25 protein-coding genes and 1 riboswitch are annotated in these 25,849 nt (G+C 62.4%); of the genes, 16 read left to right on the top strand and 9 right to left on the bottom strand.

Features of this window, described 5'->3' with window-relative positions; genetic code table 11:
- Nucleotides 1–93: 93 nt before the first annotated feature.
- Nucleotides 94–1,359, top strand: a complete 1,266-nt coding sequence (gene serA / locus ACVWVY_RS41775) for a phosphoglycerate dehydrogenase (RefSeq protein WP_456631848.1) — start codon at nt 94–96, stop codon at nt 1,357–1,359.
- A gap of 8 nt (nt 1,360–1,367) precedes the next feature.
- On the opposite strand, the gene ACVWVY_RS41770 is transcribed toward serA, so the two are convergent.
- From ACVWVY_RS41770 to ACVWVY_RS41760, 3 genes are all read right to left on the bottom strand, one after another.
- A complete protein-coding gene (locus tag ACVWVY_RS41770; protein WP_456631847.1) occupies nt 1,368–2,540 on the bottom strand; it encodes a DUF418 domain-containing protein in 1,173 nt (390 codons plus the stop codon).
- Nucleotides 2,541–2,588: 48 nt separating this feature from the next.
- Nucleotides 2,589–3,941 carry a malonyl-CoA decarboxylase gene (locus tag ACVWVY_RS41765; protein WP_456631846.1) on the bottom strand — a complete coding sequence of 451 codons (1,353 nt, stop codon included), beginning with the start codon at nt 3,939–3,941 and terminating at the stop codon, nt 2,589–2,591.
- A gap of 324 nt (nt 3,942–4,265) precedes the next feature.
- A complete protein-coding gene (locus ACVWVY_RS41760) occupies nt 4,266–5,066 on the bottom strand; it encodes an AraC family transcriptional regulator (protein WP_456631845.1) in 801 nt (266 codons plus the stop codon).
- A gap of 68 nt (nt 5,067–5,134) precedes the next feature.
- Here ACVWVY_RS41760 and ACVWVY_RS41755 point away from each other — a divergent pair, with 68 nt between their 5' ends.
- Nucleotides 5,135–6,313, top strand: a complete 1,179-nt coding sequence (locus ACVWVY_RS41755; protein ID WP_456631844.1) for an MFS transporter — start codon at nt 5,135–5,137, stop codon at nt 6,311–6,313.
- Nucleotides 6,314–6,318: 5 nt separating this feature from the next.
- Here the strand turns inward: ACVWVY_RS41755 and ACVWVY_RS41750 are convergent, their stop codons facing one another.
- Together ACVWVY_RS41750 and ACVWVY_RS41745 are read right to left on the bottom strand one after the other, a co-directional pair.
- Entirely contained in the window at nt 6,319–7,938 is a 1,620-nt protein-coding gene (locus ACVWVY_RS41750; RefSeq protein WP_456631843.1) for a GMC family oxidoreductase, read from the bottom strand.
- A 74-nt stretch (nt 7,939–8,012) separates the two neighbouring features.
- On the bottom strand, nt 8,013–8,771 hold the full coding sequence (locus ACVWVY_RS41745) for a bestrophin-like domain (RefSeq protein WP_456631842.1): 759 nt from the start codon (nt 8,769–8,771) through the stop codon (nt 8,013–8,015).
- Nucleotides 8,772–8,945: 174 nt separating this feature from the next.
- Between ACVWVY_RS41745 and ACVWVY_RS41740 the strand changes: the two genes are divergently transcribed.
- The 7 genes from ACVWVY_RS41740 (at nt 8,946) to ACVWVY_RS41710 (ending at nt 15,407) form a co-directional block, all read left to right on the top strand.
- Nucleotides 8,946–9,365 (top strand): hypothetical protein, encoded by a 420-nt coding sequence (locus ACVWVY_RS41740; protein ID WP_456631841.1) that lies wholly within the window; start codon nt 8,946–8,948, stop codon nt 9,363–9,365.
- Entirely contained in the window at nt 9,293–10,033 is a 741-nt protein-coding gene (locus ACVWVY_RS41735; protein ID WP_456632457.1) for an OmpA family protein, read from the top strand. The genes ACVWVY_RS41740 and ACVWVY_RS41735 overlap by 73 nt, the downstream gene beginning before the upstream one ends.
- A 113-nt stretch (nt 10,034–10,146) precedes the next feature.
- Complete coding sequence (locus ACVWVY_RS41730) at nt 10,147–10,893, top strand: transporter substrate-binding domain-containing protein (protein ID WP_456632456.1); 747 nt, start codon at nt 10,147–10,149, stop codon at nt 10,891–10,893.
- A 507-nt stretch (nt 10,894–11,400) separates the two neighbouring features.
- Nucleotides 11,401–12,225 carry a formate/nitrite transporter family protein gene (locus ACVWVY_RS41725; protein ID WP_456631840.1) on the top strand — a complete coding sequence of 275 codons (825 nt, stop codon included), beginning with the start codon at nt 11,401–11,403 and terminating at the stop codon, nt 12,223–12,225.
- 62 nt (nt 12,226–12,287) lie between these two features.
- The gene (locus ACVWVY_RS41720; RefSeq protein WP_456631839.1) at nt 12,288–14,021 is read left to right on the top strand and encodes a protein kinase domain-containing protein; all 1,734 of its coding nucleotides are present in this window, start codon (nt 12,288–12,290) and stop codon (nt 14,019–14,021) included.
- Nucleotides 14,022–14,101: 80 nt separating this feature from the next.
- Nucleotides 14,102–14,353, top strand: a complete 252-nt coding sequence (locus ACVWVY_RS41715) for a hypothetical protein (protein ID WP_456631838.1) — start codon at nt 14,102–14,104, stop codon at nt 14,351–14,353.
- 95 nt (nt 14,354–14,448) lie between these two features.
- Nucleotides 14,449–14,528: riboswitch (ZMP/ZTP riboswitch) on the top strand.
- Nucleotides 14,529–14,543: 15 nt separating this feature from the next.
- Complete coding sequence (locus tag ACVWVY_RS41710) at nt 14,544–15,407, top strand: bifunctional 5,10-methylenetetrahydrofolate dehydrogenase/5,10-methenyltetrahydrofolate cyclohydrolase (RefSeq protein ID WP_456631837.1); 864 nt, start codon at nt 14,544–14,546, stop codon at nt 15,405–15,407.
- 13 nt (nt 15,408–15,420) lie between these two features.
- Here ACVWVY_RS41710 and ACVWVY_RS41705 read toward each other — a convergent pair whose 3' ends face one another.
- Nucleotides 15,421–16,215 carry a substrate-binding domain-containing protein gene (locus ACVWVY_RS41705; RefSeq protein ID WP_456631836.1) on the bottom strand — a complete coding sequence of 265 codons (795 nt, stop codon included), beginning with the start codon at nt 16,213–16,215 and terminating at the stop codon, nt 15,421–15,423.
- Between the two features lie 239 nt (nt 16,216–16,454).
- Nucleotides 16,455–17,678, bottom strand: coding sequence for a polyhydroxyalkanoate depolymerase (locus tag ACVWVY_RS41700; RefSeq protein WP_456631835.1), 1,224 nt, complete (start codon nt 17,676–17,678; stop codon nt 16,455–16,457).
- Nucleotides 17,679–17,844: 166 nt separating this feature from the next.
- Between ACVWVY_RS41700 and ACVWVY_RS41695 the strand changes: the two genes are divergently transcribed.
- Nucleotides 17,845–18,498, top strand: a complete 654-nt coding sequence (locus tag ACVWVY_RS41695) for a glutathione S-transferase family protein (RefSeq protein ID WP_456631834.1) — start codon at nt 17,845–17,847, stop codon at nt 18,496–18,498.
- A 310-nt stretch (nt 18,499–18,808) separates the two neighbouring features.
- Complete coding sequence (locus tag ACVWVY_RS41690; protein ID WP_456631833.1) at nt 18,809–19,243, top strand: cupin domain-containing protein; 435 nt, start codon at nt 18,809–18,811, stop codon at nt 19,241–19,243.
- 246 nt (nt 19,244–19,489) lie between these two features.
- On the opposite strand, the gene ACVWVY_RS41685 is transcribed toward ACVWVY_RS41690, so the two are convergent.
- Entirely contained in the window at nt 19,490–19,705 is a 216-nt protein-coding gene (locus tag ACVWVY_RS41685) for a hypothetical protein (RefSeq protein WP_456631832.1), read from the bottom strand.
- A 181-nt stretch (nt 19,706–19,886) separates the two neighbouring features.
- Between ACVWVY_RS41685 and ACVWVY_RS41680 the strand changes: the two genes are divergently transcribed.
- Nucleotides 19,887–20,264, top strand: a complete 378-nt coding sequence (locus ACVWVY_RS41680) for a hypothetical protein (RefSeq protein ID WP_456631831.1) — start codon at nt 19,887–19,889, stop codon at nt 20,262–20,264.
- Nucleotides 20,265–20,280: 16 nt separating this feature from the next.
- Here ACVWVY_RS41680 and ACVWVY_RS41675 read toward each other — a convergent pair whose 3' ends face one another.
- Nucleotides 20,281–21,387, bottom strand: a complete 1,107-nt coding sequence (locus tag ACVWVY_RS41675) for a mandelate racemase/muconate lactonizing enzyme family protein (protein WP_456631830.1) — start codon at nt 21,385–21,387, stop codon at nt 20,281–20,283.
- Between the two features lie 118 nt (nt 21,388–21,505).
- Between ACVWVY_RS41675 and ACVWVY_RS41670 the strand changes: the two genes are divergently transcribed.
- The 4 genes from ACVWVY_RS41670 to ACVWVY_RS41655 all read left to right on the top strand — a co-directional run bounded on the left by ACVWVY_RS41670 (nt 21,506) and on the right by ACVWVY_RS41655 (nt 25,840).
- Complete coding sequence (locus tag ACVWVY_RS41670) at nt 21,506–22,342, top strand: GyrI-like domain-containing protein (RefSeq protein ID WP_456631829.1); 837 nt, start codon at nt 21,506–21,508, stop codon at nt 22,340–22,342.
- A gap of 151 nt (nt 22,343–22,493) precedes the next feature.
- Nucleotides 22,494–23,420, top strand: a complete 927-nt coding sequence (locus tag ACVWVY_RS41665) for an SMP-30/gluconolactonase/LRE family protein (RefSeq protein ID WP_456631828.1) — start codon at nt 22,494–22,496, stop codon at nt 23,418–23,420.
- 158 nt (nt 23,421–23,578) lie between these two features.
- Entirely contained in the window at nt 23,579–24,172 is a 594-nt protein-coding gene (locus tag ACVWVY_RS41660; RefSeq protein ID WP_456631827.1) for a GNAT family N-acetyltransferase, read from the top strand.
- A gap of 24 nt (nt 24,173–24,196) precedes the next feature.
- Nucleotides 24,197–25,840, top strand: coding sequence for a GMC family oxidoreductase (locus ACVWVY_RS41655; RefSeq protein ID WP_456631826.1), 1,644 nt, complete (start codon nt 24,197–24,199; stop codon nt 25,838–25,840).
- The last annotated feature ends 9 nt before the right edge of the window (nt 25,841–25,849 follow it).

Below are 25,849 nucleotides of genomic sequence, written 5' to 3'. Positions count from 1 at the left end.
GAGTCGCCTGGATAGGAAATTCGGCCTGGCGCCGATAGTTGATTTCCAGGCCGTCAGCTTACCGATCATCTATCTCTGAAGGACGCCGCGATCTTGCCCAGTAAACCTTCTCTTCCCCAACTCTCGCTCTCGAAGGACAAGATCCGGGTCTTGCTCCTTGAAGGCGTCAACGACAGCGCCGTGCAGATGATCGAGGCTGCGGGCTATTCCAACATGACGCGCTTGTCCAAGGCGCTTGAGGGCGATGCGCTCAAGGACGCCATCAAGGGCGTGCATCTCTTGGGCATCCGTTCGCGCACGCAGATCACCACGGATGTTCTTGAGGCCGCGGACCGGCTCATCGCGATCGGATGCTTCAGCGTCGGCACCAATCAGGTGGATGTTGACGCCGCCCGCCGCAGCGGGATTCCCGTGTTCAATGCGCCGTTTTCCAATACGCGAAGCGTGGCGGAACTGGTGATCGGCGAGATCGTCATCCTGCTGCGCCGGATCGTCGCGCGTTCCAACGCAGCGCATCAGGGGCGCTGGGACAAGTCCGCCAACGACAGTTATGAGGTGAGGGGCAAGACGCTCGGCATCATCGGTTACGGCAACATCGGTTCGCAGCTCTCGAACCTCGCGGAAGCGATGGGAATGCGGGTCATCTTCTACGATCATACCGACCGGCTTCGTCACGGCAACACCGAGCCGACCGCGAGCCTGCATGAGCTTTTGGCACAAAGCGACGTCGTGACGCTGCATGTGCCGGAGACTCCTGCCACGCACGGGATGATCGGGCGCGAGGAGATCGGGGCGATCAAGCATGGTGCGTATTTCATCAACAACAGCCGCGGTACGGTCGTTGACCTCGAGGCGCTCGCCGACGCGCTGCGTGACGGCAGGCTTCGCGGCGCCGCGGTTGACGTCTTTCCGGTCGAGCCGCGTTCGAACGCGGACCGCTTCTTATCGCCGCTGCAGGGCCTGGAAAATGTTATCCTGACGCCGCACATCGGCGGGTCGACCGAAGAGGCGCAAGAACGCATCGGTGCCGAAGTTGCTCGCAAGCTCGTCGATTACAGCGATTCCGGCTCGACGATGGGTGCTGTCAATTTCCCGCAGGTCCAGCTACCGCCGCGGCCAACGGGCACGCGGTTCATACAGGTGCAGCGCAATTTGCCGGGCATGCTGGGGCGCCTGAATGAAGTACTCGCGCGCCATGCCGTCAACATTGCGGCTCAGTATTACGAGACCGACCACGACGTAGGCTATGTGGTTCTCGACGCAGATGCCTCGGCAGCCGACGGCCAGCGTGTGCTTGCGGACATCCGGTCTCTGGAGGGCACCATCCGCGCCCGATTGCTCTACGAGTACAAGATCTGAGCCTGGCGCTAGGCTGTTTGCCGCATCGGCTGCGCCTCGCCATACATCAGCGTGCGCCAAAGCCACTCGACGGGGCCGTAGCGGTTGCGGCGCAGCCACCACGCGCTGAAAAATACCTGTCCGATGTAGACGGCGAGGCCGATGGCAAGCGCGCTGGCAACGCCGAGGCGGCCGAACAGGCCGAGACCATAGCCGTAAAAGATCCAGCCAAAGATGACGGATTGCATGAGGTAATTGGTGAACGCCATGCGTCCCAGCGGCGCGGCCCAGCCAAGCAGCCGCTTTCCGCTTTCGAGATTCGCGATACCGATGATGCTGGCGCCATAGCCCAGCGCCAGCAGGACGGTGCCGAGGGGTTCCGCCAGGGCGCGGATCCGGCCGGGCGCGAAAAAGCCTCCGGCATGGCAAAGGATCAATGCCGCGCCGAGGCCGATACAGGCAGCAGCGATCGAGAACAGCTGATGGAGACGCGGGTTTCGCAGAATGCCGATGCGCCAGGCGAACGCGCCGAGAAGAAACAACCCGATGGTGCGGGGAAAGATAAAGGCGTGCAGGGAAGCGAAAAGGGGAATCTCGCGCAGCCGGAACGCCAGCACGTCGAGGAAGCCACCCGTCGCATAGATGCGATAGGCCTCCGTGATGTCCCGCCTCAGCGCGGTCGCGCTGGGCCACAATCCGGACGGGGGAAACACCTGCATCCAAAGGTACAATCCGAGAGACGCCAGCGCGGCGACCGCCAGCAGCCAGCGCGGACCGAACAGGAACGGCAGGACGATCAAACCGGCGAGCGCATATTCGGTGAGGATATCGCCGTTCCAGATCAGGCAAAGGTGAATGAGCCCGAACGCCAGCAACACGACGAGCCGGCGCACGAGCAGCAACGTGCGGCGCTCGCTCTTCGCAAGCCGCTCGAACTGGATGGCAAGGCCTATGCCGAACAGCAGCGAAAACAGCGCAAGCGCCTTCAGGTCGACGGCCAGCATCAGGATGGTTTCGACGGCTCTGTCGATCGGCGATGCCGGGGGGATCTGGGGAAAAAACCGCTCGAAGATCGAAACGCGAAATATGGTCACCACATTGATCGCGAGAACGCCGAGCAAGGCAACGCCCCGCAGCACATCGATGGCGTCGATCCGCTCCGTGGGGCTTATCGGCCGGGGAGATGCGGGGCCATCGGCCATCGCAATGTGACTTCCAATTGAGCGGCGAATGAGATCCGCGCGGCCGCTCTACGACAGCCGCATATCCAGTAACCGCCGGCCTTCGGTCTTGAGCAGTTTCTTTACCACGTTGGAAGCGGCGATTTCGCCCTGGTTGGCGTAGGCCTCATGGTTCTTCTCGATATCCTCGAGGCGGTAGAGGTAATTGACCATGACGCCTGCGGACTCGCGCAGGCCCTTCGGCGAGAGATCGCCGAGCCAGTCGATCTTCTCCAGCCGCGCGCCGTTGCCGATGTGGAAGCGCGCGACCGAATCGATCAGTCGGCCCTTTGACGTGCGGGCTTTCAGGAAATAATGCGCGGCCAGCGGCTCCACCACGGCGCGCAGTTGCGCGGTCAGTTCCGCATCCTCGAACCAGTCTGGCTTGTCGAGGCTTTCCAGCAACGTCCGCTCCTCGTCGCTGAGCGGAACGTCGTCGGCCTGTTTCAGCCACTGCATGAAGCCCGGCACCGGCGACAGCGTGATGAACGTATCCAGCTTCGGCAATTCGCGCCGCAACTCCTCGACCACCTGCTTGATCAGAAAACTGCCGAAGGAAATGCCGCCAAGCCCTTTTTGCGTATTCGAGATCGAATAGAACACCGCGGTGCGCGCGCGTTCGATCGGCACCAGCTGACGCTCGGCGGCGAGCAGCGGCGCGATCGCGGTCGGGATCGTCTCGGTCAGCGCGACCTCGACGAAGATCAGCGGTTCGTCGTTGAGCTGGGGATGGAAGAACGCGTAGCAGCGCCGGTCTACGGGATCGATGCGGCGGCGCAAATCGTTCCAGTCGCGGATTTCGTGCACGGCCTCATAACGGATGATCTGTTCCAGAATATTCGCCGGCGTCGACCAGTCGATCCTGCGCAGCACGAGAAATCCCCTGTTGAACCAAGAAGACAACAAATGCACCACGTCGCGGTCGAGCGCGGCCAGATCCTTGTTGCCCTTCATCAGGGCAAGAAGATCGGCGCGCATCGCCACCAGATCGCTGGTGCCGCCGGGCGCGCGGTTGAGCCGGCGAATCAACTCCTGCCGCTGCGGTTCGGAAGCAAAGTGAAGGGCGCTGGCATCGCTGTCGTTCGGCTGGCTGCGCCAGCTCTCGATTGCCTGCGACAGTTTTTCGCGGTCGGGACCGAAATCTCTCGCCAGCGTTTCGAAGAAGGTGAGCCGGCCGGCGGAGTCGAGGTCGTGGTAGCGGTCGAGCACGTCGCGCGCCATCGCAGTGCCGGACGCTTCACCGCGGCCCGACAGCAGCGCCTTGCATAGTTCAAGCAGTTCGGTGGCGTCCTGGCGGGCGACGGATGGCTCGCCCCGCCGAAGCAGCGTGCGCCCCCGTTCTGATATCGTCGAGAGAAGGTCGGAGAAAAAGGCGTTGGCCATGCGGTGGGGTCGAATCCAGTGAATGTCCCGGAATCCTATACGGAATCTAGGGCGCTGCCGATCACAATCAAGCGCACGGATCGTACGGAAATATGTCATGTCTCGAAACTATATGTCGTCATAGCCGGGCAAAAGCGCGAAGCGCGTCTTCGCGCTAGATGATCCGGCCATCCATTTCCTTGGAAAAAGCTTTTCATGAGGAGCGATGGATATGCAGGCCCCGGCTACGACAAGGCTTCCTACGAGAAGGCTTCGCCGGGGCTTTCCCGAATTGGCACGCGGAAGCTTAGCGGAGGCGGCAAGCCCGCGTATAACGATTCCGCATTACTCCTTCCCGGCAAATTCCGTCGGCGTTTTGCCGGTAACCTGCCGGAAGGCATGGGAAAACGCAGGCACGCTGGCATAGCCCAAATCCGAGGCAAGCTGCTTGACCGAGACGCCGGCGTCCGTCGACAGCTTCTCGATGGCGGCAGCAATCCGGGCGCGCTGGCACCAGCTCTTGAAGCTCAACTGCGTCTCCGCCGAGAACAGCCGCGACAGCGTCCGCACCGAGGTGCCGACCTCGCTCGCCAGCGTCTCGATCTCATGGTCGGCCGTCGGGTCCGCCAGCACGATGTCGGCGGCACGCCGGCAGCGCGGCTCGCGCGGCAGCGGGATGAAGGTAGCCGAATCCTCCGCCTGGTCCAATTCCATCATCGCCAGCCGCAGGAGCAGCGCGGTTCGTTCCCGGTCGTCGCGATCGTCGAACAACGCCAGTATTGTCTGGTGCAGGAGCGGCGACACCCGCACCACGAATTCTGCGTCGAGGCTGTGGCTGCGCGTTTCGCGCTGCAGCCAGTCGAGTTCGAAATAGAGCGTTCGCATCTCGGTATCGGCGAGCACGTCGATCGCGTGCTCCGACAGCGCAGGCACCCAGACCGCGCGATCCGGCGGCACCAGCCAGCGGCCCTTCGGGGTCGTCACCTGCATCGTGCCCTTGGCCGCATAGACCAGCTGCGCCTCGCGGTGCATGTGGGTGCCGATCCGGAAGCCCTTCTTGTAGCCGTTCGCGATCATGTGGATGCCGTCGCCGGTCGAGGTGAGGCGTCCGATAATGGCGGCAATTGGCTTTTCGGCGATATTCATTGGCGACATCCCGTCAGGACAACCCCGTATAACCTATTTTAGAAAATTGCGGGATTCGGGAATCGACCATGAACAGCCCCTCTAGGGTGATCACCTTCGTCAACGCCGCCCATTTCATCGACCATTATGCGATGCTGATTTTCGCCGCCGCCGTCATCATCATGGGGCCGGCGCTCGGGATGGCCTATTCGGAGCTTTTGCCGTACGCCACCCCCGGCTTCGTCGCCTTCGGCGCGGGCTCGCTGATCACCGGCTGGCTCGGCGACCGCTGGAGCCGCCGCCACATGATGGTGATCTTCTTTGCCGGTATCGGCGCGTCGATGATCGCGGTCGGCTTCGTGCAGACGCCGCTGCAACTGGGCGCGGCGCTGCTTTTGATCGGCCTGTTCGCCTCGATCTACCATCCCGTCGGCACCGCGATGATCGTGTCCTATGCCGACAAGCTCGGCCGCGAGATGGGCGTGAACGGCGTCTGGGGCAATCTCGGTGTGGCGTCCTCGGCGCTGGTCACCGGGGTGATCGGGCAGTATCTCGGCTGGCGCTGGGCTTTTATCGTCCCCGGGATCGTCACGATCCTGATCGGCGTGGCGTTTACGCAGATGGTCGTTCACGAGGATCGTTCCGGCTTCAAGCAGGCTGCGGCGCAGGCCAGGGTGGCCAAGCAGGACATGTGGCGGGTGTTGCTGGCCTTGCTGATCGTGGTGATCGCGATATCCACCACGTTCAACGCCATCACCGTGGCGATGCCGAAACTGTTCGCCGAGCGGCTGGCCGGCATGACCGATAGCCCGGCGTTGCTCGGGGTCATCGCGGCTGGCGTCTATGTCTTCGGCGCGATGACGCAGTACACCATCGGCAAGTTGATCGACCATTATTCGCTGAAGACCGTGATGCTGCCGCTGTCGTTTTTGCTGGCGCCGTTCATGTATTTCGCGGCGACGCTGTCGAACCTGCCGCTGATCCTCGCTTCGATCGGCATCGTGATGGGCGCGTTCGGCCAGGTCACCGTCAATGACGCCATGGTCGGCAAATATACCAGCGAGGAATGGCGTTCGCGCGCCTACTCGGTGCGCTACTTCATCGGCTTTACCGCGGCAGGAGCGTCCGTCGGCCTGGTAGCGTGGCTGTATGAAAAGGGCGGCTTCGTCACCATGCTGCAGGCGTTCGGCGCCCTTTGTCTGCTGGTGATCGTGGCCGCGCTGATCCTGCCGCAGGAGATCAAGGTACCGGCGGCGCGGACGAACTGATCGCGTCAGTTCGCCAGCGCCTTGGCGATGATATCGGAGCTCTTCTCCGCCAGCATGATCGTCGCCGGGTGAATGTTCGGCGACGGCATCGCCGGCATGATGGAGGCGTCGACCACCCGCAGGCCATCGATCCCGCGAACGCGAAGCTGACTGTCGACCACGGCACCGTCGTCTTCGCCCATCCGGCAGGTGCCGCAGGGATGGTAAACGGTCGAGCCGTACTTCCTGATGAAATCGGCGATCTGTTCGTCGCTTGTGATCTCGGGACCGGGCGAGGTCTGTTCGGTCACCAGCGATCGGAACGGTTCGGTGGCGACGATCTGCCGGGCGATGCGAAACGCCGCCAGCATGATGCGCATATCATCAGGGTCGCTCAGGTAATTGGCCCGGATGCGCGGCGGCGTGCGCCCCTCCGCATCGCGCAGCGTGATTTCACCTCGGCTCTTCGGCCGGCAGACGCTGAAGATGAAGGTAAATCCCGGCCAGCGGTGCAGGCCGGTCTTGAATCCATCCGTCGAGAAATTCAGGCACTGGTACTGGATGTCGGGCACCGGCTCGGAAGGCGATGACTTGGCGAACAGCGTCGCTTCGGTTGCGCCGACCGCGAGCTGTCCCGATCCCCGTAGCAGCCAATCGAGCGCCAGTTTGACCGACTTGACGGGGCTCATCACGGCTTCGTTCAACGTATCGGTCGCGTTGGTCTTGAAGGTAAATCTCGACTGGTAATGGTCCTGCAGATTCTTGCCGACGCCGGGGAGGTCGCGTTTCACGTCGATGCCAAGCTTTGCCAGTTCGGCGGCCGGGCCGATGCCGGACGCCAGCAGCAGCACCGGGGAATTGATCGCGCCGCCAGAGATGATCAGCTCGCGCCGTGCGCCGATGCGCTGGATCTGGCCATCGCGCTCGACCTCCACGCCAATGGCGCGGCTGCCGTCGAACAGGATGCGGCGGACCCGGGTTTTCGCCATCAGCTCGAGATTTTTTCGGCTCAGGTTCGGCTTGAGATATCCGACCGCCGTCGAGCGGCGCCAGCCATTGTGGACGTTGAGCGGCGCGAAGCCGACGCCGTCAATGCGCTCGCCATTGAAATCGGGGTTGCGCTGGTACTGCAGGCGCTCGCAGGCCTCCACGAATGCCCTTGCCGTCGTCGAGGGGCGTTTGATGTTCGACACCGTCATCGGGCCGCCGGTGCCGCGCCATGCGTTGGCGCCATCGACGCAGTGCTCCATCCGCTTAAAATAGGGCAGCACGTCATTGTAGCTCCAGCCACGCGCGCCGAGACGCTGCCATTCGTCATAATCGCTGGGTGCGCCGCGCAGGAAGACGAGGCCGTTAATGGAGCCAGAGCCGCCCAAAACCTTGCCGCGCGGCCAGATCACGGTTCGGCCGCCGAGACCCGGTTCAGGCTCGGTTTCGTAACCCCAGTTCATCTTCGGGTTCGGGACCAGCTTGCCGAAGCCCATCGGAATGTGAATCCAGGGATTACGATCGCGTCCGCCGGCCTCGATGACGCAAAGCGACACTTTTGGATTTTCCGTCAGTCGCGCCGACAGCACGCAGCCGGCGGAACCGGCACCTGCCACGACGACATCGAATTCCGCATCAAAACCGGATTTGCGCGTCAAGACGTTTCGCTCCTGATCTGCTTTTGCCGCAGAGGATAGTGGTCGACGGGTGGTCTGGATAGCTTGTGTTCGCTCTACTCGACCTTCGGCAGCACCATGTGCAGATGATGGTTCGAGATCTGCATCAGGCCCTGGAAGGGATGGCCGAGATCGACGATCAGGAACAGCGCGCTCGATACCGAGAGCGCGAAAACAAGCGTTGAGGCGATGACGATCGGACCTGGTTCGGCGAACAGGCTGAAACTCGCGAAGATCGCAACCAGCCAGAACACCAGCACGATGAAGAACGGCAGCGGTATCGCGTCTTCGCCCTGGGTGAACACGAGTAGCCGGGTCCGGCCCATGTCGGTGGTGAGCTGGATGATGCGCGATTTCAGCGAGGTCTGTTCGGCATTGGCCGGCGTGAGGCCTTCGACCGCATTGTAGAACCGTTCGGCCGTCGCGCTGATGACAAAGGTCGACTCGTCGCCGTTGCCTGAGACGTTTTCGCGCCACATGCGGGCGGTTGCCGAGGGGATGATTTCCCGCAGCAGGGTGCGTGCCGCTTTCGCTTCCGCGCCATATTTGGTCAGCATCTGGTCGACCAGCACCGCATTGGTGCCGAGCTGCCGGATATTGGTGTTCTGGTTGTCGTAGGTGTTTTTGGCCGAAGCGATCATCAGGCCGATCACCAGCGCGGCGAGGGTCGAGAGAAAGCCGGCACCGAGGCGGATGGCTTCCTTGGAACCTCCCTCGAGCAGGTCGGCCGGCAGAGCCCGCCTCAAGACCATGCCGACGGCCGCGCCGATCAGGATCGAGGCAAAGGAAGCCAGAAACGCGGCGGTCGAACTCATGATGTCATCACCCCGTCATGGTGCAGGCGGTTGGACCATGGGGGTATTGCATAGCGGGGCGTGCGCGCCTGGGCTACCCGCGACGATTTGTTGCGGCGCAATAGCTCAGGGGTAACGTAGCTAAATCGAACAGAGCACTTGACCATGGCTACCCTCCTTGTGTGAGGTGAGCCCATGACCCGAATCCGGCTTTTCTTGTTCATATTTGCGATGTTGGCGCCTTCGCTTGCGGCGGCGCAGCAGTCCATGAAATTCGAGGAGGCCGCGGCCATGCTGGCCGCGAGCTGCGGCAAGGACATCGATGACAACTGCCGCGGCGTCAATCTCGACGCGACGCGCCTGAAGGAGTGCCTGGGCCGCAACCAGGACGTGGTGTCGGCGAAGTGCAGGGCCGATTTTCCTGTCGCCCTCGGCGCCATCCAGCAGCGCATCACCGCGCGCACCTCGCTTGTAAAACTGTGCAATTGGGAATTGAAACATTTGTGCGGCGAAGTTCGGGAGGATCCCGTCAAGGGTCTGCAATGCCTGTTGGACTCGACCAAGAAGGCGACCCCGAACTGCAACAAGGCGATCAGCGCAGCGGGGTATCGCTGATGCCGGGGGTAAATAAGCTGCGCGGTATTGGTCTGTTGCTGGGCACCCTGGCCCTGTTTGCCTTGCCTGTCGCGGCGGCGTCGGCGCAAACGGCCACGTCGAGCGGGGATATCATCGAGAAGCTTGCCGTTGAAGCCGAGTCGGATATCGACCTGGCTGCCTTGAAGCAGCAGGCGGCCGACCGCATCAAGGCAAGAGCGGATGCCCAGCCGCAAAAGCGGCCGCCGATCGCGCCGCAACTGACGAAGCTGCCGCAGATCCGTTTCGACGTTGTGTTCGACCAGGACTCTTCCCTGATCCGGCCGGCCTCCTACCAGACGATCGGCAGCATCGCCGACGCATTGAGCGATCCGAAATTGCGGCCCTACCGCTATCTGATCGTCGATCATGTCGAATCCGCCGGCCGGCGCGACCATAATCTGATCGTGAGCCAGCGGCGCGCCGAATCGATCCGGGACGTCCTGGTGAACACCTTCAAGGTGTCGCCGAAGCGGCTTCAGGCGCTTGGTTTAGGCGAGGAACAGTTGCAGGACGTCAATCGCCCGGCGTCGCCTGCCAATGCGCGCGTCCAGATCATTGCGGTCGGCAAGTTCGAAACGGCCGCTCCGGCAACGCCGGCTGCGGCGGCACCAAAAGGCCCAGCTGCGGCAAAGAAGAAGAAGCGCTGATCACCCCGTGCAGGGTTGAGCGCGACGCCAGCCGCCGGCTGGGGGAGGAGCAGTCGATGTTCAATCAACCCTCGCCGGGAATGGCCGGCCTCTTGCTGGGATTAACAATGATGATGACGGTGCCCGCTGCTGCCGATGCCCTGAAGGACGAGATCGCACCGACCGGCAAGCTGCGGGTGGCGATTGCGATCAGTCCGGCCGGCGGCGCGTTCTGGTCGACCAAGACCGACACCGGTTATGCCGGCGTGCCGGTCGATCTCGGCAAGGCGATGGCCGAGCAACTTGGCGTTCCCGTCGAATATGTCGCGCACAACAATTCCGGGCAGATCGTCGATGCGGTCTCTAAAGGCACCTGGGACATCACCTTCCTGCCGAAAGATCCGGAACGTGAGGGCAGGATGTCGTTCGGGCCGATCTACGAGGTTGCGGACGCGACCTACATCGTCAAGCCGGGGTCACCGATCACGAATTTCGCAACGCTCGATCAACCCGGTATCAAGGTCGCCGCGGTCAACAACACGACCACGATGCGCGGCGCCATCGCGCATCTGAAGAATGCCAAGGTCACGGGCTACCAGACCTACGATGAAATCTTCGGCCTGCTCAAAGGCGGCGAGATCGACGCCTTCGCGCTGTCGCGCGACCAGCTCAACGCCATGGCAACGCAGATCCCCGGCACGCGCGTGCTGGACGAAACCTTCAAGCAGACGGTTACGGCGGTCGCAGTGCCGCCCGATCGTCCGAACTCGCTGGCGTTCGCGGTCAAGTTTCTCAACGAAACGATCGCCAACGGTACCTTGCGCAAGGCCTATGACAATAACGGCCTGAAGGATCGGCCGGTGCGGACGCAAACCAGATAGATTCCGGGCTCGGTGCTTCGCATCGCGCCGGAATGACGGCTGTGACGGCCGCGCGGAAGGTGCCAACATCTGTGCAACTGCACAAATACAAGGCATCCCACCTCTGCCTGACACGCACAAACGGTGGATTAAGCCCGTAGAATCACGAGGTATTTCGAGCCAATGCCTGAAATCGGGGTTGGCACATCGATTGCTTAATTGCTTCTCAGTCAATGACGACTGCCGTCCTACGGATTGCCAAGGCCAGTGTTGGCGAAGGCACAGGGATCAAGCGACCTCACCAAGGCGCTTCGAAGCAGTCATCGGGACCATTTCCCACGAAAGCTTATGCATCTCTGTTTCTGATCGAGCGTGACCGTGTCATCGGCCGTGCCAGGCAGACCTTTGTTGGTTCTGCCGAGGGCGGCATCCGGCACGCGCGTGAGGGCGGTCTGACTCACTTTACATCGGCGCGGCTGTGATTGCCGCGGCTGGATTGAACCGCTCTTGCGAACAAGGGGAACTGTAATGGCCTATCTCGTGCCTTCGGAATTCGTGACCAAGATGGTCGATGCCGGAGAATCCAAGATCTTCATGTCGACGCGCGACACGGTGATCCGCGCCTATATGGCGGGAGCCATTCTGGCGCTCGCCGCGGCCTTTGCGGTCACGGTCAACGTGTCGACCGGCGTTCCGATCGTCGGCGCGGCGCTGTTTCCGGTCGGCTTCTGCATGCTGTATCTGTTCGGCTTCGATCTTCTCACCGGTGTGTTCGTGCTTTGCCCGCTGGCCTTGATCGACAAGCGCCCGGGCGTGACGCTCGGCGGCGTGTTGCGCAACTGGGGCCTGGTGTTCATCGGCAATTTTCTCGGCGCCTTCACGGTAGCGGTGATGATGGCGATCGTTTTCACCTTCGGTTTCACCTCGCCGCCCGACAAGGTCGGCCAGGTGATCGGCACGATCGGCGAGGGACGCACCGTCGGTTATGCGGCGCATGGCGCGGGCGGCATGCTGACGCTGTTCGTTCGCGGCATGCTGTGCAACTGGATGGTTTCGGCCGGCGTCGTCGGTGCGATGATTTCGACCACCGTCAGCGGCAAGGTGATCGCGATGTGGATGCCGATCATGCTGTTCTTCTTCATGACCTTCGAGCATTCGATCGTGAACATGTTCCTGTTCCCGTCGGGCCTGCTGCTCGGCGGCAAGTTCACGGTCATGGATTACCTGATCTGGAACGAGATCCCGACGGTCGTCGGCAACCTCGTCGGCGGTCTCGCCTTCACGGGGCTGACGCTGTACGCCACGCACGTCAAGACCGCGCCGAAGCGCGCCGCCGGCCGTATCGCCGCCTGATCGGCAATTGACTTGAGCGGGCCTCGACCATTTGATTGAGGCCCGCTCCTTTGGTCGTGAACATGCCGCGCGAACTGAAAATATCGGTCGGGCAACATTCTGACAAAGGTCGCAAGGAGACCAATCAGGATTTTCACGGCGTTCTGATTCCTTCTGAGCCCCTGCTGGGCCTCAAGGGCATCGCCATCGTGCTCGCCGACGGGATCTCCAGCAGCTCCGTCAGCCGGGTCGCAGCTGAGTCGGCGGTGAAGGGATTTCTCACGGACTATTATTGCACGTCGGAATCCTGGTCGGTGCGGACCTCAGCACAGCGCGTGCTTGAAGCCACCAATTCCTGGCTGCACTCGCAAACCCGGCGGAGCCAATACTCCTATGACAAGGACAAGGGATATGTCTGCACGCTGAGCGCCATGGTGCTCAAGTCGACCACCGGCCACATCTTTCATGTCGGCGACAGCAGAATCTACCGCCTCTCCGGCAACTCGCTTGAACAGCTGACCAACGACCACCGTGTGGTGATCTCATCCGAGCAGAGCTATCTCGGCCGCGCGCTCGGCGTGAACTCGCAGGTCGAAATCGACCATCTGACGTTCAGGATCGAGAAGGGCGACATCTTCGTGCTGGTCACCGACGGCATTTACGAGCATGTCGGCGACCGCGTCATTGCAAGAGCGATCAAGGACGGCGCGGCTGATCTCGACCTGGCCGCGAAGAACATCGTCGAGATGGCGTTCGATCTCGGCAGCAAGGACAATCTCACCGTCCAGATCGTCCGCGTCGATGAGGTGCCCGACGGCGCCGCCAGCGAAGTGTTCGCGCAGCCGCATGAACTGCCGCTGCCGCCGCTGCTGGAGGCGAGGGCGGTTTTCGATGGCTACCGGATCGTCCGCGAGCTGCACGGCTCCAGCCGCAGCCACATCTATCTCGCCGTCGACATCGAAACTGACGCCGTGGTCACCATCAAGATCCCGTCGATCGATCTGCGCGACGACCCCGCCTACCTGAAGCGGTTCATGATGGAGGAGTGGGTGGCGCGGCGGATCGAAAGCCCGCATGTGCTGAAACCCTGCCTGCTGCAGCGCAAGCGCAATTTTCTGTATGTCGCGACCGAATACATCGACGGGCAGACGCTGACGCAATGGATGATCGACAATCCGAAGCCGAGCCTGGAAACCGTGCGCGGCATCGTCGAGCAGATCGCCAAGGGGCTGCGCGCCTTCCATCGCAAGGAGATGCTGCATCAGGACATCCGGCCCGACAACATCATGATCGACGCCACGGGCACGGTGAAGATCATCGATTTCGGTTCGACCAAAATCACCGGCGTCGTCGAGGCCGAACCGTCAGGCATGCACAGCGATATTCTCGGTACGCAGCAATACACCGCGCCCGAATATTTTCTCGGCGAGCCCGCGACCACACGTTCCGATCTGTTCTCGCTTGGTGTCATCACCTATCACATGCTGACAGGCAAGCTTCCCTACGGAACTCAGATCGCGAATGCGCGGACCCGGTCGCAGTTCAACAGGCTGGTCTATCGTCCGGCCTCACATGGCGACCGCGAATTGCCGCAATGGGTCGACGGCACGCTCGAGAAAGCCGTGCATCCCAATCCCTACAAGCGCTACGACAGTTTTTCGGAATTTTTGTTCGACCTGCGTCATCCCAATGCGAACTATCTCTCGACGTCATCGACGCCGCTGATCGAGCGCAACCCGCTGCTGTTCTGGAAAAGCACGACCGTCGTGCTGGCGCTGGCTGTGATCGTGCTGCTTGCCGTGCAGCACATGCATTGATGAATGGGGAATGAGGCGGGATGAGGTAAAACGGGGGGCGGTTTAACAGGACTTTAGGAAGGCTCGGGAATGATGAGGGCATGTTCTGGGATAGACTCTTAGCTGGCGCTCTAGGCTTGTTCCTTGCATTCAGCGCAGGCGGCAAATTGCAGTTGTGGCTTGATGAAGGGAAGGTTTGGCGAAGAAGTAAGAACCGCGAACCAAGGCTGTTATCGTTTGACGAGACGCCGTTTTCATACGTCTCGGAAATCGTTCTTTGCTTCCTGGCGGTGCTGTTCGGACTCGCCCTTGTCTGGTGGGCGCTCGGCGGAAGCTTGAAGAAGAAGTCCTAGCACTCGGATGGCATCGCGCTTCGCTTTTGCGTGGTACTTGCCAGGGCATTCTTTTCGCCGGGCATTGCTTTCACCGGCGTAAGCCGCTATCAGGCACACCTCTGCGCGACTGGCGCTCGGATGGAGGACCATCGGGGAGCGCAGGGACGATTTGCCGCGCGCCTGGGCACCACTCTCGAACGGAGGTGCCATGACTGCGGAAATCATCGACGGGCATAAACACGCTCAAATCCTTCTCGACAATGTCGCGGGCGAACTCGATCACCTGTCGCGCGCGCCGGGCCTGGCCGTGGTTCTGGTCGGCGACGACCCGGCCAGTCACATCTACGTCCGAAGCAAGATCAGGATGGCGCGGAAGCTGGGCTTGCGCGGCGAGACGAAAATCCTGCCGGGTGGCGTCACCGAGGCCGAACTGCTTTCCGTCATCGCGACGCTGAATGCGCAAGCCGACATTGACGGCATTCTTGTCCAGCTCCCATTGCCCGCACACATCGACACGTTGCGGATCATGGCCGCGGTCGATCCGGCCAAGGACGTCGATGGCCTGCATGCCCTGAATGCCGGCCGGCTGCTCCACGGTACGGATGGCCTCGTTCCCTGCACGCCGCTGGGCTGCATGAAGCTGATCAAGTCGATGGTGTCCGATCTGACCGGGTGCCATGCCGTCGTCATCGGCAGCTCCAATATCGTCGGCAAGCCGATGGCCGCGCTGCTCCTGGAAGAACGGGCGACCGTGACGCAAGCGCATATCCATACGCGTGACACCCAGTTCATCTGCCGTGGCGCGGACATCCTGGTCAGCGCGGTAGGCAAGCCCGGATTGGTGCGCGGAGACTGGATCAAGCCGCGCGCTATCGTCATCGACGTCGGCACCGCACGCGTCGCGCGGCCGGGAGGCGGTTACGATTTGCGCGGCGATGTCGTCTTCGAAGAAGCGGTACAGGTCGCCGGCGCCGTTACGCCCGTGCCGAAAGGCGTTGGTCCGATGACCATCGCCTGCCTGATGGCGAATACGGTGAAGGCCGCGAAAGCCCGGTCAGCGAGGCTTCATTAGCTGTTGTTGGAGCCTAGTTCGTCGCCCCCGCCGGAATCGGGTCCATCCCGCTCTTGACGATTTCGGCGCGCGCGGCGGGTGAGGCGAGGAACTTGATCAGCGCCTTGCCGGCATCCGGTTCTTTCGAGGCGCTGGCGATCCCGGCGGAGAATATGGTGATCTTCTGCAACTCGTCCGGCAGCGGGCCGATGATGTCGATGCCTTCCACCGGCTTCAATTCGCTCATCTGCTGGAAGCCGATCTCGGCGTCGCCGCGTGCGACGATCTCGCCGACGGGCGTGGCCGGAATCTTCCTGGCCTTGTCCTTCATCTCGTCGGCAATGCCGAGCTTGGCGAACATTTCGGTCGAGACATAGACGCCGCTGGCGCTGTCCGAATAGGCGACCGCCTTCACCGCCAGCAGCGCGCGCTTGAGCGCATCGGGCGTAGAGATGTCGGGCTTGGGTGTGCCCGATTTGACGGCAACCGCGATCGGCGATTTCACGAGATCGACTTTGCTGTCGGCGACAGCCTTGCCGTTCCTGACAAGATCGTCGAGCGCATAGCCGACCATGATCAGGACATCGGCAGCCTCGCCTCGCTCCAGCCGCACCGGAATGGCGTTGGTCGTCGTGCCCATCGACGGCCCGTAGGCGGTCAGCACCTTGTGGCCCGTGGCGCGCTCGAATTCAGGAACCAGCGCCTTGTAGGCCGCCGTCAGCCCGCCAGAGATCATCACCCGCACCTCGGCGGCAGAGGCCGTGACGGTCAGCAGGCAAACGCTGAGAATGGCAAGCGCGAAGGCACGGAGATTGATGGAAAGCCGCATGATGATTCCTCCCCGGACGACTCTTGAGCGGTCGACCTTGGGAAGATGTTAGCGCGCGAAGGGCGAGGCGGCTAGAGCCGTGGCATCGTCATTGCGAGCGAAGCGATCCATCGCTCAGCCGTAGGGTGGGCAAAGGAGCAAAGCGACGTGCCCACCATCTATCACCAATCGAGCTGCGAGATGGTGGGCACGCTTCGCTTTGCCCACCCTACGGCATTGTGCATGACGCAACACAATCCTCACGCATTCACGTGCACGAAATCCCGCAGCAGCGGATAGATCTCGTTGTTCCAGCGCTTCCCCGAAAACACGCCGTAATGGCCAACGCCGGCCTGCATGTGGTGCACCTTGCGATAGGCACGTACGCCGGTGCAGAGGTCCTGCGCCGCCAAGGTCTGCCCGATCGAGCAGATGTCGTCCTTTTCGCCTTCGACCGTCATCAGGCCCATGCGCCTGATCGAGGCCGGGTTCACCGGCCGGCCGCGATGCATCAGTTTGCCTTGCGGCAACAGGTGCTCCTGAAACACGTCGCGCACGGTCTCGATGTAGAATTCTGCGGGCAGGTCCATCACGGCAAAATATTCGTCGTAGAAATTTTTGATGGCTTCCGCCTTCTCCTTCTCCCCCTTCGCCAGATGATTGGCGAGGTCGATGTGCTGCTTGATATGGCGCTCGAGATTCATCGACACGAAGGCGGTGAGCTGCACGAAGCCGGGATAGACCTGGCGGAATGCGCCCTTGCACTGCACCGGCACGTAGTTGATCAGGTTTTTTTCGAACCAGTTGATCGGCTTGCTCTTGGCGAACTCGTTGACCTTGGTCGGCTGGATCCGGGTGTCGATCGGGCCGGCCATCAGCGTCAACGTGGCCGGGCGGGCAGGGTGATTGTCCTCCGACATCACGGCGGCTGCAGCCAGCGCCGAGACCGACGGCTGGCAGATCGCCACCATGTGGGCGCGCGGACCGATCCTGTCGAGGAAGGTGATCAGGTGATCGGTGTAGTCCTCCAGCCCGAACCGGCCGGCATGAAGCGGAATGTCGCGCGGGTTGTGCCAGTCGGTGATGTAGACGTCGTGGTCCTGCAGCAGCGTCTTCACGGTGCCGCGCAACAGGGTGGCGAAATGGCCGGACATCGGCGCCACCAGCAACAGCCGCGGCTGCTCGGGTGAATTCTCCTTCTTGAAATGCAGCAGCGATCCGAACGGGGTGGCGAAGGTGACTTCCTCGGTTACCTCGAGTTCCTGATTGCCGACCATTACCCGGTCGATGCCATAGGCCGGCCGGTGATAGGTGAGGGAGGAGCGCGAGATCAGCTCGAGCGATGCGGCGAGGCGGCGGAATAACCTGTCCGAGACGCCCTGCGGCACCAGATTGAGATATTTCAGTCCCGCCGCCGCCCCGGTCCGCCACGGCGACGTCAGGTCCATGTGGTTCTGATAGGCTTGGTATATCATTGACATCATGCACGACCGCCCCTGTCCCGGGGGCCATGCAATATCGAAGCCAGAGCAGGGCGAACCGCCTCCGGAACTGGCACGTGGCTTGCTGTGTAAATGCCCGGCGCACAGGTATTGGGCGGCGGCGCGGCCGGCTGTTCACGCCGGCGCGGGGGTTTGAGGGAAAGGCCATATGGCGAAGACCACACTGACCATCTCCAGCAAGAACTACTCGTCCTGGTCGCTGCGCGGCTGGCTGTTGACGAAGTTCTCGGGCCTGGAATTCGAGGAGGTCGTCACCGCCCCCGACGATGCGTCGGCGCGGGCCGAAATCCTGCTGCTGTCGTCGTCGATCCTGGTGCCGTGCCTGCGCCATGACGGCGCCACCATCTGGGATACGCTGGCGATCGCCGAATACCTCAACGAGGTCATGCCGGACGCTGGCCTGTTGCCCGCCGACCGTATCCAGCGCGCGCATTGCCGCTCGATCTGCGGCGAAATCCATTCTGGCTTCACCACGCTGCGCGCCTCCCTGCCGGTCAACCTGAAGGGCCATTTCCCGGGCTTCAAGATCTGGTCGCGCGCGCAGGCCGATATCGACCGGGTCTGCACCATCTGGCGCGAATGTCTCGCGGAATCAGGCGGCCCGTTTCTGTTCGGCGAGCGGACCGTGGCGGACGCGATGTACGCGCCCGTCGTCACCCGCTTCATGACCTATGACGTGAAGCTCGAACCACGGCTTGCGGCCTACGCCAGCACCATCATGGCGATGCCCGAGATGCAGGAATGGATCGAAGCCGCCAAGGCCGAGCCCGCCGACATCGAAGAGCTCGAGGTCGAATATTAGGCAAGCCTGGCGCGGCCTTGCCCGTTCGAAGGGCTCAGGCAACGGGCAGGCCTTGCTCAAGCCGGTGCCAGAAGTGAGCGGCGTGCGGCTGCGGCGTTGGCCGTCTTTCGCGAGGCCCTGAAACCGGATTCCTGACTGCGGCCAAGTGGTTCGGTGCGCCGATGCCGGCCCGTCGCCGCACTGCAATGCGGCTGGCGTGGATTTCGCATAGCAGCATGAAGCCGTGAACGCGACGATGCGACGCTGCCGAAAATTTGGACGCGCTTCTCACGTGGTCGCGATCTCGCGAACAAGAACCGTGGAGGCTTCCATGAACCAGCAGGCCGTCGTCAGCAAATTCTCTCACGTCAAACCCGGCGATACCGAATTCAAGGGCGGGGGTCTGCGCGACTTCTTCCTGTATCGCGATCTCGGCATCGCCGACGCCACCGGCGGGCAGGTGATATGCCATCTGGTCAAGGCCAACCCCGACCTGCCGCCCGAGGAGGGCACCGGCTGGCACAAGCACGAATGCGAATTCCAGATCGTCATCATGACCAAGGGCTGGGCGCGCTTCATGTATGAGGACAAGTCGACCCTGGTGCAGGCCGGCGACGTCGTCCATCAACGGGCCGGCATCACGCATTACCTGTACGACTACTCGGAGGACATGGAGTACCTTGAGATCGTCAGCCCGGCCGATTTCAAGACCGTCGACGTGCCGCCGGCCGTCGACAACGTGCCGCCGCCGACCCCCTGGAAGTGACCGATATGTCGTCCCCCGAGGAATTAACCTTTGTCGTCGGCCGCTGGCTGCGGCCGATTGCTGCGGTGCTGGATGTGGTGCGCCGCCTCGGATTGCGGACGACATCTAGCCGTGAACAACGGAGTACGGCGCGGAAACAGTGATTCGGGCGCGATTCGTTCCATCGCCGTTCCGAACGTAAAGATCACGCGCGGCTCCGTCGCATTCTGGCACAAAATGCGCGGGCCAGGCTGCGCTGCGGCATCGTCACATCGCGTTGGAGCGCGGAAGCCTCCAGCCGACCACCGTGGCCTCGACCATGCCGCCAGTCCTGTCATTGCGCCATTGTCCGTCGATCCAGCGGCAGGCGAAGGGCAGTTGATAGGTTCCGCTATGATCTTCACAAAGAACTTCCACCGGCTTGTCGGGCGGCGGATCCCCATTTCCGTCGAACTGCGCCAGCCGCTTTTCACGCGTTGCCATACAATTAATCTCCACTGCCGCGGCCGTTTGAGGCGCGCGGCACAATCCATCCACCGTCAACAGGGTAAAGCACAACGCCTGAATGAGGTATCAGTATGGTATCACTGGGGTCGGGGGTCTGCTTCGTGCAAATTGCCGTGATGGACGTTCCCCGCGCTAGATGCATTTGAATGAGGATTTGATGATCGTCCCGATGGCCAGGATCACCTTCGCCGCTTTCGCGCTGCTGATGGCGTTGCTGCCGGTGACCGTTCACGCGCAGGACGTTCCCGGCATCGAGATTTGCACCGTCGAAAAGACGATGGAGCGGCGCACCTCTTGCCTGCAGAGCAATGTCGACTTCCTGCAGAAGACGATCACCAAGCTGACGACAGACCAGCAGCAGAAGATCGATGCCACCAACCGGCAGATCGAGGCACTGAAGGGCGCGGTCATCGGCTTGCAGAAGCTCGTGAGCGAGATGCAGGCGGCACAGAACAAGACCGCGGAGGACGCGAAGAAGGCCGCAGCGCCCGCCGCGAAGGATGCTGCGCCTGCTGCGAAGGACGGCGCGAAGTAGCGTCCCGTCCCCGTGGTCACGACACGCGGTATTGCTCCATGACGGCCATGTCCGGTTCAAGCCCAAGGCCAGGCCCCTGGGGCACTTCGACATCGCCATTGGCATCGACGTCGATACGGCCGCGCCACAGGCATGCGGCGCGCTGCATGTAGAACATCTCGACGAAACTTGCGTCGTTGCGCAGCGACAGCAGTTGCAGCGTCGCCAGCAAGCCCGGCCCGAAATACGGCGAATGCGGCGCAAGCCTGACGCCGAGTTCGTCGGCCAGCGTTACGACCTTGAGATACTCCGTGATGCCGCCGACCTTGATGACGGAGGGTTGTGCGTGGCTTACCGCACCCGCCGTCATCATCTGTCTGAACTGATGAACCGTGCAGGCATTCTCTCCAGCCGCAACGTTGAGCCCGCCTTTGCTTCGCACTTCGGCCAGCGTTGCAAAATCCTCCGGCGGCCAGACCGGCTCCTCGAGGAACATCGGCGCGGCATCCCGGCAGGAATGCGCGAAAGCGATCGCCTCCTCGCCGTTCAGCGGACAGTTCAGGTCGACCATCAACGGAATGCCGGGGCCGATCGCTTGCCGCGCGGCAAATACCGCAGGCGTTGTGGTCTCATGCAATTTGATCGCCTTGTAGCCGAGCCGCAGCGCAGTCTCGCATTCGCTTGCGATCAATTCGGGTTTGCCGATCCGCAGCAGGCTCGCATAGGCGGGAATCCGCGTGCGCTTCGCCGCGCCGATCAGCCGATGCAACGGCACGCCCTTCGCTTTGGCGGCAAGGTCCCACAGCGCGATATCGAGCGCCGATATCGCGAACATGGTGATGCCGTAGCGGCCGAACAGATGCAGGTTGCGCTGGATCTGTTCCATGAAGGCGGGAATGCCTGCCGCGTCGGGAACCTCGAGGCCCTTCGCCTGCGGCGCAATCATTTCCTCGATGGCGGTATAACTGCTTCGCGGACACACATAGGCAAAGGCGTCGCCCCAGCCGGTGATGCCGGCATCGGTGGAAACCTCGACCATGACGATTTCCAGCGCTGCGATGGAAGCGGCGCCCTGTTTGAAGCTCGCGACCCCGGCGTCATAGGGAATGCGGATATGGTGCGCCCGGACGTTGGTGATCAGCATGGTTTCCCCTCCATTCGCGCCTGATACTGTCAGCGGCAGGAACGGAGAGCAAGGATTGTCAAATGAAGCGCGTAGCATCTGAGCATAATGCGGTCGCTTCGCAGGAAAGATGTCAGTCATGAATCCGGCCCAGAAAGCGCTCTGGTACATCGAAGGCCATCTCGCCAAGCCGCTGACGCTTGACGAGATCGCGGCGATCGGCGGCGTCTCGCGCTTCCACATGGTACGAGCGTTTGCCGCGGCGACGGGGTTTTCGGTGATGCGGTACGTGCGTGCGCGCAGGCTGAGCAATGCGGCCCGCGCGCTCGCCGCCGGGGCGCCCGACATTCTCACGCTGGCGCTGGATTCGGACTACAGCTCTCACGAAGCTTTCACCCGCGCCTTCCGCGACCATTTCGGCATCACGCCCGAAGCGGTTCGCGCTGGAGCGTGCTCGGATCATCTCAAGCTCCAGGAGCCCATCGCCATGGATTCAACCCTGCTCGACAATCTCAAGCCCCCGCGTTTCGAAACCTCCAAGCCATTGCTCGTCGCCGGCATCGCCGAACGCTGCACGCATGAAAACGAGGGCGCCGGCATTCCGAACCAGTGGCAGCAGTTTCACCACAAGGTCGACGCCATTCCCGCCCGGATCGGCAACGTCGCCTACGGCGTCTGCTGCAACGGTGACGATGCCGGCAATTTCGACTACATCGCCGGCGTCGAGGTTGCCGACTTCTCTGATCTGCCGCGCGAGTTCGCGCGCGTGCGGATTCCCGAACAGAAATACGCAGTCTTCACCCACGCCGAGCACATCTCGACCATCCGCCGCACTATCAACACGATCTGGAATCACTGGCTGCCGATTTCAGGCATGAAGGCGGCGGACGCGCCGAGTTTTGAGCGCTACGACGAGAAGTTCGATCCGGCTACCGGCAATGGCGGGCTGGAGATCTGGGTGCCGGTGAGGGAATAGCATCGTCGCAATGCTGCCCTGCGCCGCGGGATTGCCCGCGGTTGCTTGGCAAGCGATATCGACTTTGCCATAACATGCCGCAACGAAGTGTTGCGCGTGCGGGACCGAGCCAAAAATCCGCCTGCAGCCAAGAGCAAGCCGGGAGGATTTCATGGCCAATATCCGCGTTCTCGCCACCGATCTGGAGTTTCCGGAAGGCCCGGTCGTCATGCCCGACGGCTCGGTCGTGCTGGTCGAAATTCGCGGCAAGCGGCTGACGCGGGTTTATCCCGACGGGCGGAAAGAGGTGGTCGCGCAGATTCCCGGCGGCCCCAATGGCGCGGCGCTGGGCCCAGACGGCAAGATGTACATCTGCAACAATGGCGGCTTTAGCTGGATCCCAACCGGCAAGATGATCATGCCGGGGCCGCAGCCCGAGGATTATCTCGGCGGCTCGATCCAGCGCGTGGATATGCAGAGCGGCAAGGTCGAGACCGTGGTCGAAAAATGCGGCGAGCACGGGTTGCGGGGACCGAACGACCTGGTGTTCGACCGGCATGGCGGGCTCTGGTTCTCCGAACTCGGCAAGCGTCGCGCCCGCGAGATGGATGTCGGCGGGATCTACTATCTCAAGCCCGGCATGAAGGAGATCGTCGAGGTCGTGCATGGTGTGCTGCCGGCCAACGGCATCGGGCTCTCTCCCGATGAGGACACCGTCTACATCGCGGAGACGCCGACCGCGCGGCTGTGGGCCTATGAAATCGGCGAGCCCGGCACCATCAAGCCGCGCGACGTGATCTATCGCGGCGAGCGCGGCAAGCCGATCGCGGGACTCGGCGGCTACCAGATGTTCGACTCGATGGCGGTAGAGGCGGGCGGCAATGTCTGCGTGGCAACGCTGGTTTCGGGATGCATCTCGGTGATCGCGCCCGACGGCACCCTGGTCGAGCAGGTGCCTACCGGCGACCGCGTCACCACCAACATCGCCTTCGGCGGGCCTGAACTGAAGACCGCCTACATCACGCTGTCGGGCAAGGGTGAGTTGATTGCGATGGACTGGGCGCGGCCGGGACTGGCGCTGAACTTTTTGAACAAGTGAACAGAATACGATAACCATCCACGTCATTGCGAGCGCAGCGAAGCAATTCATGCCATCACGCGGGGATAGATGGATTGCTTCGTCGCTTCAGCGCAAGATTGCCCTTGCAATTTTGTCGCGAGCTCCTCGCAATGACGCGGCTGATAGCGGAGAATTAAATGGCCTTTCTTGAACCGGTTACCCTGCAGGGCGCGCACGCGCGGCTGGAGCCGCTGTCGCACGATCACATCGACGGGCTCGTGGAAGCCGTGAGCGACGGCGAGCTGTGGAAGCTCTGGTACACGGCCATCCCGACCGCCGAAAACATGAAAAAGGAAATCGACCGCCGCCTCGGCCTGTTTGCGGCCAGCGCGATGCTGCCGTTCACGGTGTACGATGCCGAGGGCAAGATCGCGGGCATGACGACCTACATGAACGTCGATGCCGCCAACCGCCGCGTCGAGATCGGCTCGACCTGGTACGCCAAGCGCGTGCAGCGCAGCGCGCTCAACACCCAGTGTAAACTGCTGCTGCTGACACACGCCTTCGAGAAGCTCAATTGCATCGCGGTCGAGTTCCGCACGCATTTCTTCAATCACCAGAGCCGGCGCGGCATCGAGCGCCTGGGCGCCAAGCAGGACGGTATTCTGAGAAGCCACCAGATCGCGCCGAACGGCACGTTGCGCGACACCGTGGTTTACAGCATCATCGCCAGCGAATGGCCGACGGTGAAGGCGCATCTCAATTATCAACTCAACGAAAAGCTGCGGTAACCAAGCCGCGCCAGAAGCGAGACAATGGAAACGTTCGATTATGTGATTATCGGCGCGGGCTCCGCAGGCAGCGTGCTCGCCAACCGGCTCAGCGAAGATGCCGCGAGCCGCGTCTGCGTGCTGGAAGCGGGGCCGACGGACTGGCACCCCTACATTCATCTGCCGGCCGGCTTCATCAAGACGTTCCACATGAAGAGCGTCAACTGGGGCTACAGCCAGGAGCCGGGTCCATGGACCGGTGGCCGCAGCATCTACGCGCCGCGCGGCAAGACGCTGGGCGGATCGTCGTCGATCAACGGCCACATCTACAACCGCGGCCAGCGCCAGGATTTCGACACCTGGGCGCAACTCGGCAATCGCGGCTGGGGTTATCCGGACATACTGCCCTATTTCAAGCGGCTGGAGCGGCGGGTCGGCGAGGGCGACGAAACCTATCGCGGGCGCGATGGCAGCCTGACCGTCACCACCATGGATTGGAACGATCCGCTGTGCGAGGCCTTCATGGAAGGCGCCATGAGCCTCGGCATTCCGCGCAACCCCGATTACAACGGTGCGATCCAGGAGGGCGTGTCCTACTGCCAGCGCACCATCGAGAAGGGCCTGCGCATGAGCGCCGCGAAGGCGTTCCTCCATCCGGCGCGCAAACGAGGCAATGTCGATGTGCGCACGCATGCGCATGTCACCAACCTCATCTTCGAGGGCAAGCGCGCGGTCGGCGTGCGCTACCTCAAAGGCGGCAAGGGCGGTGCTCCGATCGAGGTGCGCGCCAGCAAGGAAGTCATTCTGTCCGGCGGCACGTATAACTCGCCGCAGGTATTGCAATTGTCCGGCGTCGGTTCGCCGGAATTGCTGCAGTCGCACGGCATTGAAGTCCGTCATGCTCTGTCTGGCGTCGGCGAGGGCCTGCAGGATCATTACGCGCCGCGTTCGGTCGCGCGCGTCAAGAACATCAGGACCATCAATGAACTGCGGCGCGGCGTGAGCCTGTGGGTCGAGGCGCTGAAATGGGCGACGACGCGGCGCGGTTTGCTCTCGCTGTCGCCAACCATGGTCTATTGCTTCTGGCACTCCGGCGAGACCACCGAAAGCTCCGACCTGCAGCTCACGTTTACACCCGCTAGCTACAAGGAAGGCGTGCAGGGCCAGCTCGAGGACGAGCCGGGCATGACGGTTGCCTCATGGCAGCAGCGTCCCGAGAGCCGCGGCTATGTCCGCATCCGCTCGGCCGACCCGTTTGCGCCGCCGATCATCCAGACCAATTACCTGGTCGAGGAGATCGATCGCCGCGTCGTTGTCGCCGGCATGAAGCTGGCGCGTCGGCTGCTCGCATCCAAGCCGCTCGCGCCGTATTACGCCTATGAGGATTTTCCGGGGCCCAAAGTGCAGAGCGACGACGAATTCCTCGCCGCCGCCACCGAGCGCGGCACCACCACGTTCCATCCCGGCTGCACCTGCCGCATGGGACCGGCGGATGCCAAATGGGCCGTGGTCGACGACCAGTTGCGCGTGCACGGGCTGCAGGGATTGCGCGTGGTCGACGCCTCGATCATGCCGCGGATGATCTCGGCCAATCTCAACGCCTCGACATTGATGATTGCCGACAAGGCCTCCGACATGATCCGCGGCAAGACGGCGCTGGAGGCAGTGAGATTTCCGGTGTCGGCCTAGGCCGTGCGG

This window comes from Bradyrhizobium sp. URHC0002 (genome assembly GCF_054059515.1).
This window is presented reverse-complemented; position numbering and strand designations above follow the sequence as displayed.

What these genes read in the sequence shown, in the direction of transcription:
- ACVWVY_RS41760 (WP_456631845.1), bottom strand. Translation starts at nt 5,066, where the DNA reads ATGAATATCGCCGAAAAGCCAATTGCCGCCATTATCGGACGCCTCACC.
- ACVWVY_RS41725 (WP_456631840.1), top strand. Translation starts at nt 11,401, where the DNA reads ATGGCCTATCTCGTGCCTTCGGAATTCGTGACCAAGATGGTCGATGCC.
- ACVWVY_RS41670 (WP_456631829.1), top strand. Translation starts at nt 21,506, where the DNA reads ATGAATCCGGCCCAGAAAGCGCTCTGGTACATCGAAGGCCATCTCGCC.
- ACVWVY_RS41705 (WP_456631836.1), bottom strand. Translation starts at nt 16,215, where the DNA reads ATGCGGCTTTCCATCAATCTCCGTGCCTTCGCGCTTGCCATTCTCAGC.
- ACVWVY_RS41675 (WP_456631830.1), bottom strand. Translation starts at nt 21,387, where the DNA reads ATGCTGATCACCAACGTCCGGGCGCACCATATCCGCATTCCCTATGAC.
- ACVWVY_RS41680 (WP_456631831.1), top strand. Translation starts at nt 19,887, where the DNA reads ATGATCGTCCCGATGGCCAGGATCACCTTCGCCGCTTTCGCGCTGCTG.
- ACVWVY_RS41665 (WP_456631828.1), top strand. Translation starts at nt 22,494, where the DNA reads ATGGCCAATATCCGCGTTCTCGCCACCGATCTGGAGTTTCCGGAAGGC.
- ACVWVY_RS41685 (WP_456631832.1), bottom strand. Translation starts at nt 19,705, where the DNA reads ATGGCAACGCGTGAAAAGCGGCTGGCGCAGTTCGACGGAAATGGGGAT.
- ACVWVY_RS41710 (WP_456631837.1), top strand. Translation starts at nt 14,544, where the DNA reads ATGACTGCGGAAATCATCGACGGGCATAAACACGCTCAAATCCTTCTC.
- ACVWVY_RS41770 (WP_456631847.1), bottom strand. Translation starts at nt 2,540, where the DNA reads ATGGCCGATGGCCCCGCATCTCCCCGGCCGATAAGCCCCACGGAGCGG.
- ACVWVY_RS41715 (WP_456631838.1), top strand. Translation starts at nt 14,102, where the DNA reads ATGTTCTGGGATAGACTCTTAGCTGGCGCTCTAGGCTTGTTCCTTGCA.
- ACVWVY_RS41730 (WP_456632456.1), top strand. Translation starts at nt 10,147, where the DNA reads ATGACGGTGCCCGCTGCTGCCGATGCCCTGAAGGACGAGATCGCACCG.
- ACVWVY_RS41740 (WP_456631841.1), top strand. Translation starts at nt 8,946, where the DNA reads ATGACCCGAATCCGGCTTTTCTTGTTCATATTTGCGATGTTGGCGCCT.
- ACVWVY_RS41690 (WP_456631833.1), top strand. Translation starts at nt 18,809, where the DNA reads ATGAACCAGCAGGCCGTCGTCAGCAAATTCTCTCACGTCAAACCCGGC.
- ACVWVY_RS41655 (WP_456631826.1), top strand. Translation starts at nt 24,197, where the DNA reads ATGGAAACGTTCGATTATGTGATTATCGGCGCGGGCTCCGCAGGCAGC.
- ACVWVY_RS41660 (WP_456631827.1), top strand. Translation starts at nt 23,579, where the DNA reads ATGGCCTTTCTTGAACCGGTTACCCTGCAGGGCGCGCACGCGCGGCTG.
- ACVWVY_RS41720 (WP_456631839.1), top strand. Translation starts at nt 12,288, where the DNA reads ATGCCGCGCGAACTGAAAATATCGGTCGGGCAACATTCTGACAAAGGT.
- ACVWVY_RS41765 (WP_456631846.1), bottom strand. Translation starts at nt 3,941, where the DNA reads ATGGCCAACGCCTTTTTCTCCGACCTTCTCTCGACGATATCAGAACGG.
- ACVWVY_RS41745 (WP_456631842.1), bottom strand. Translation starts at nt 8,771, where the DNA reads ATGAGTTCGACCGCCGCGTTTCTGGCTTCCTTTGCCTCGATCCTGATC.
- ACVWVY_RS41755 (WP_456631844.1), top strand. Translation starts at nt 5,135, where the DNA reads ATGAACAGCCCCTCTAGGGTGATCACCTTCGTCAACGCCGCCCATTTC.
- ACVWVY_RS41700 (WP_456631835.1), bottom strand. Translation starts at nt 17,678, where the DNA reads ATGATGTCAATGATATACCAAGCCTATCAGAACCACATGGACCTGACG.
- ACVWVY_RS41735 (WP_456632457.1), top strand. Translation starts at nt 9,293, where the DNA reads ATGCCTGTTGGACTCGACCAAGAAGGCGACCCCGAACTGCAACAAGGC.
- ACVWVY_RS41695 (WP_456631834.1), top strand. Translation starts at nt 17,845, where the DNA reads ATGGCGAAGACCACACTGACCATCTCCAGCAAGAACTACTCGTCCTGG.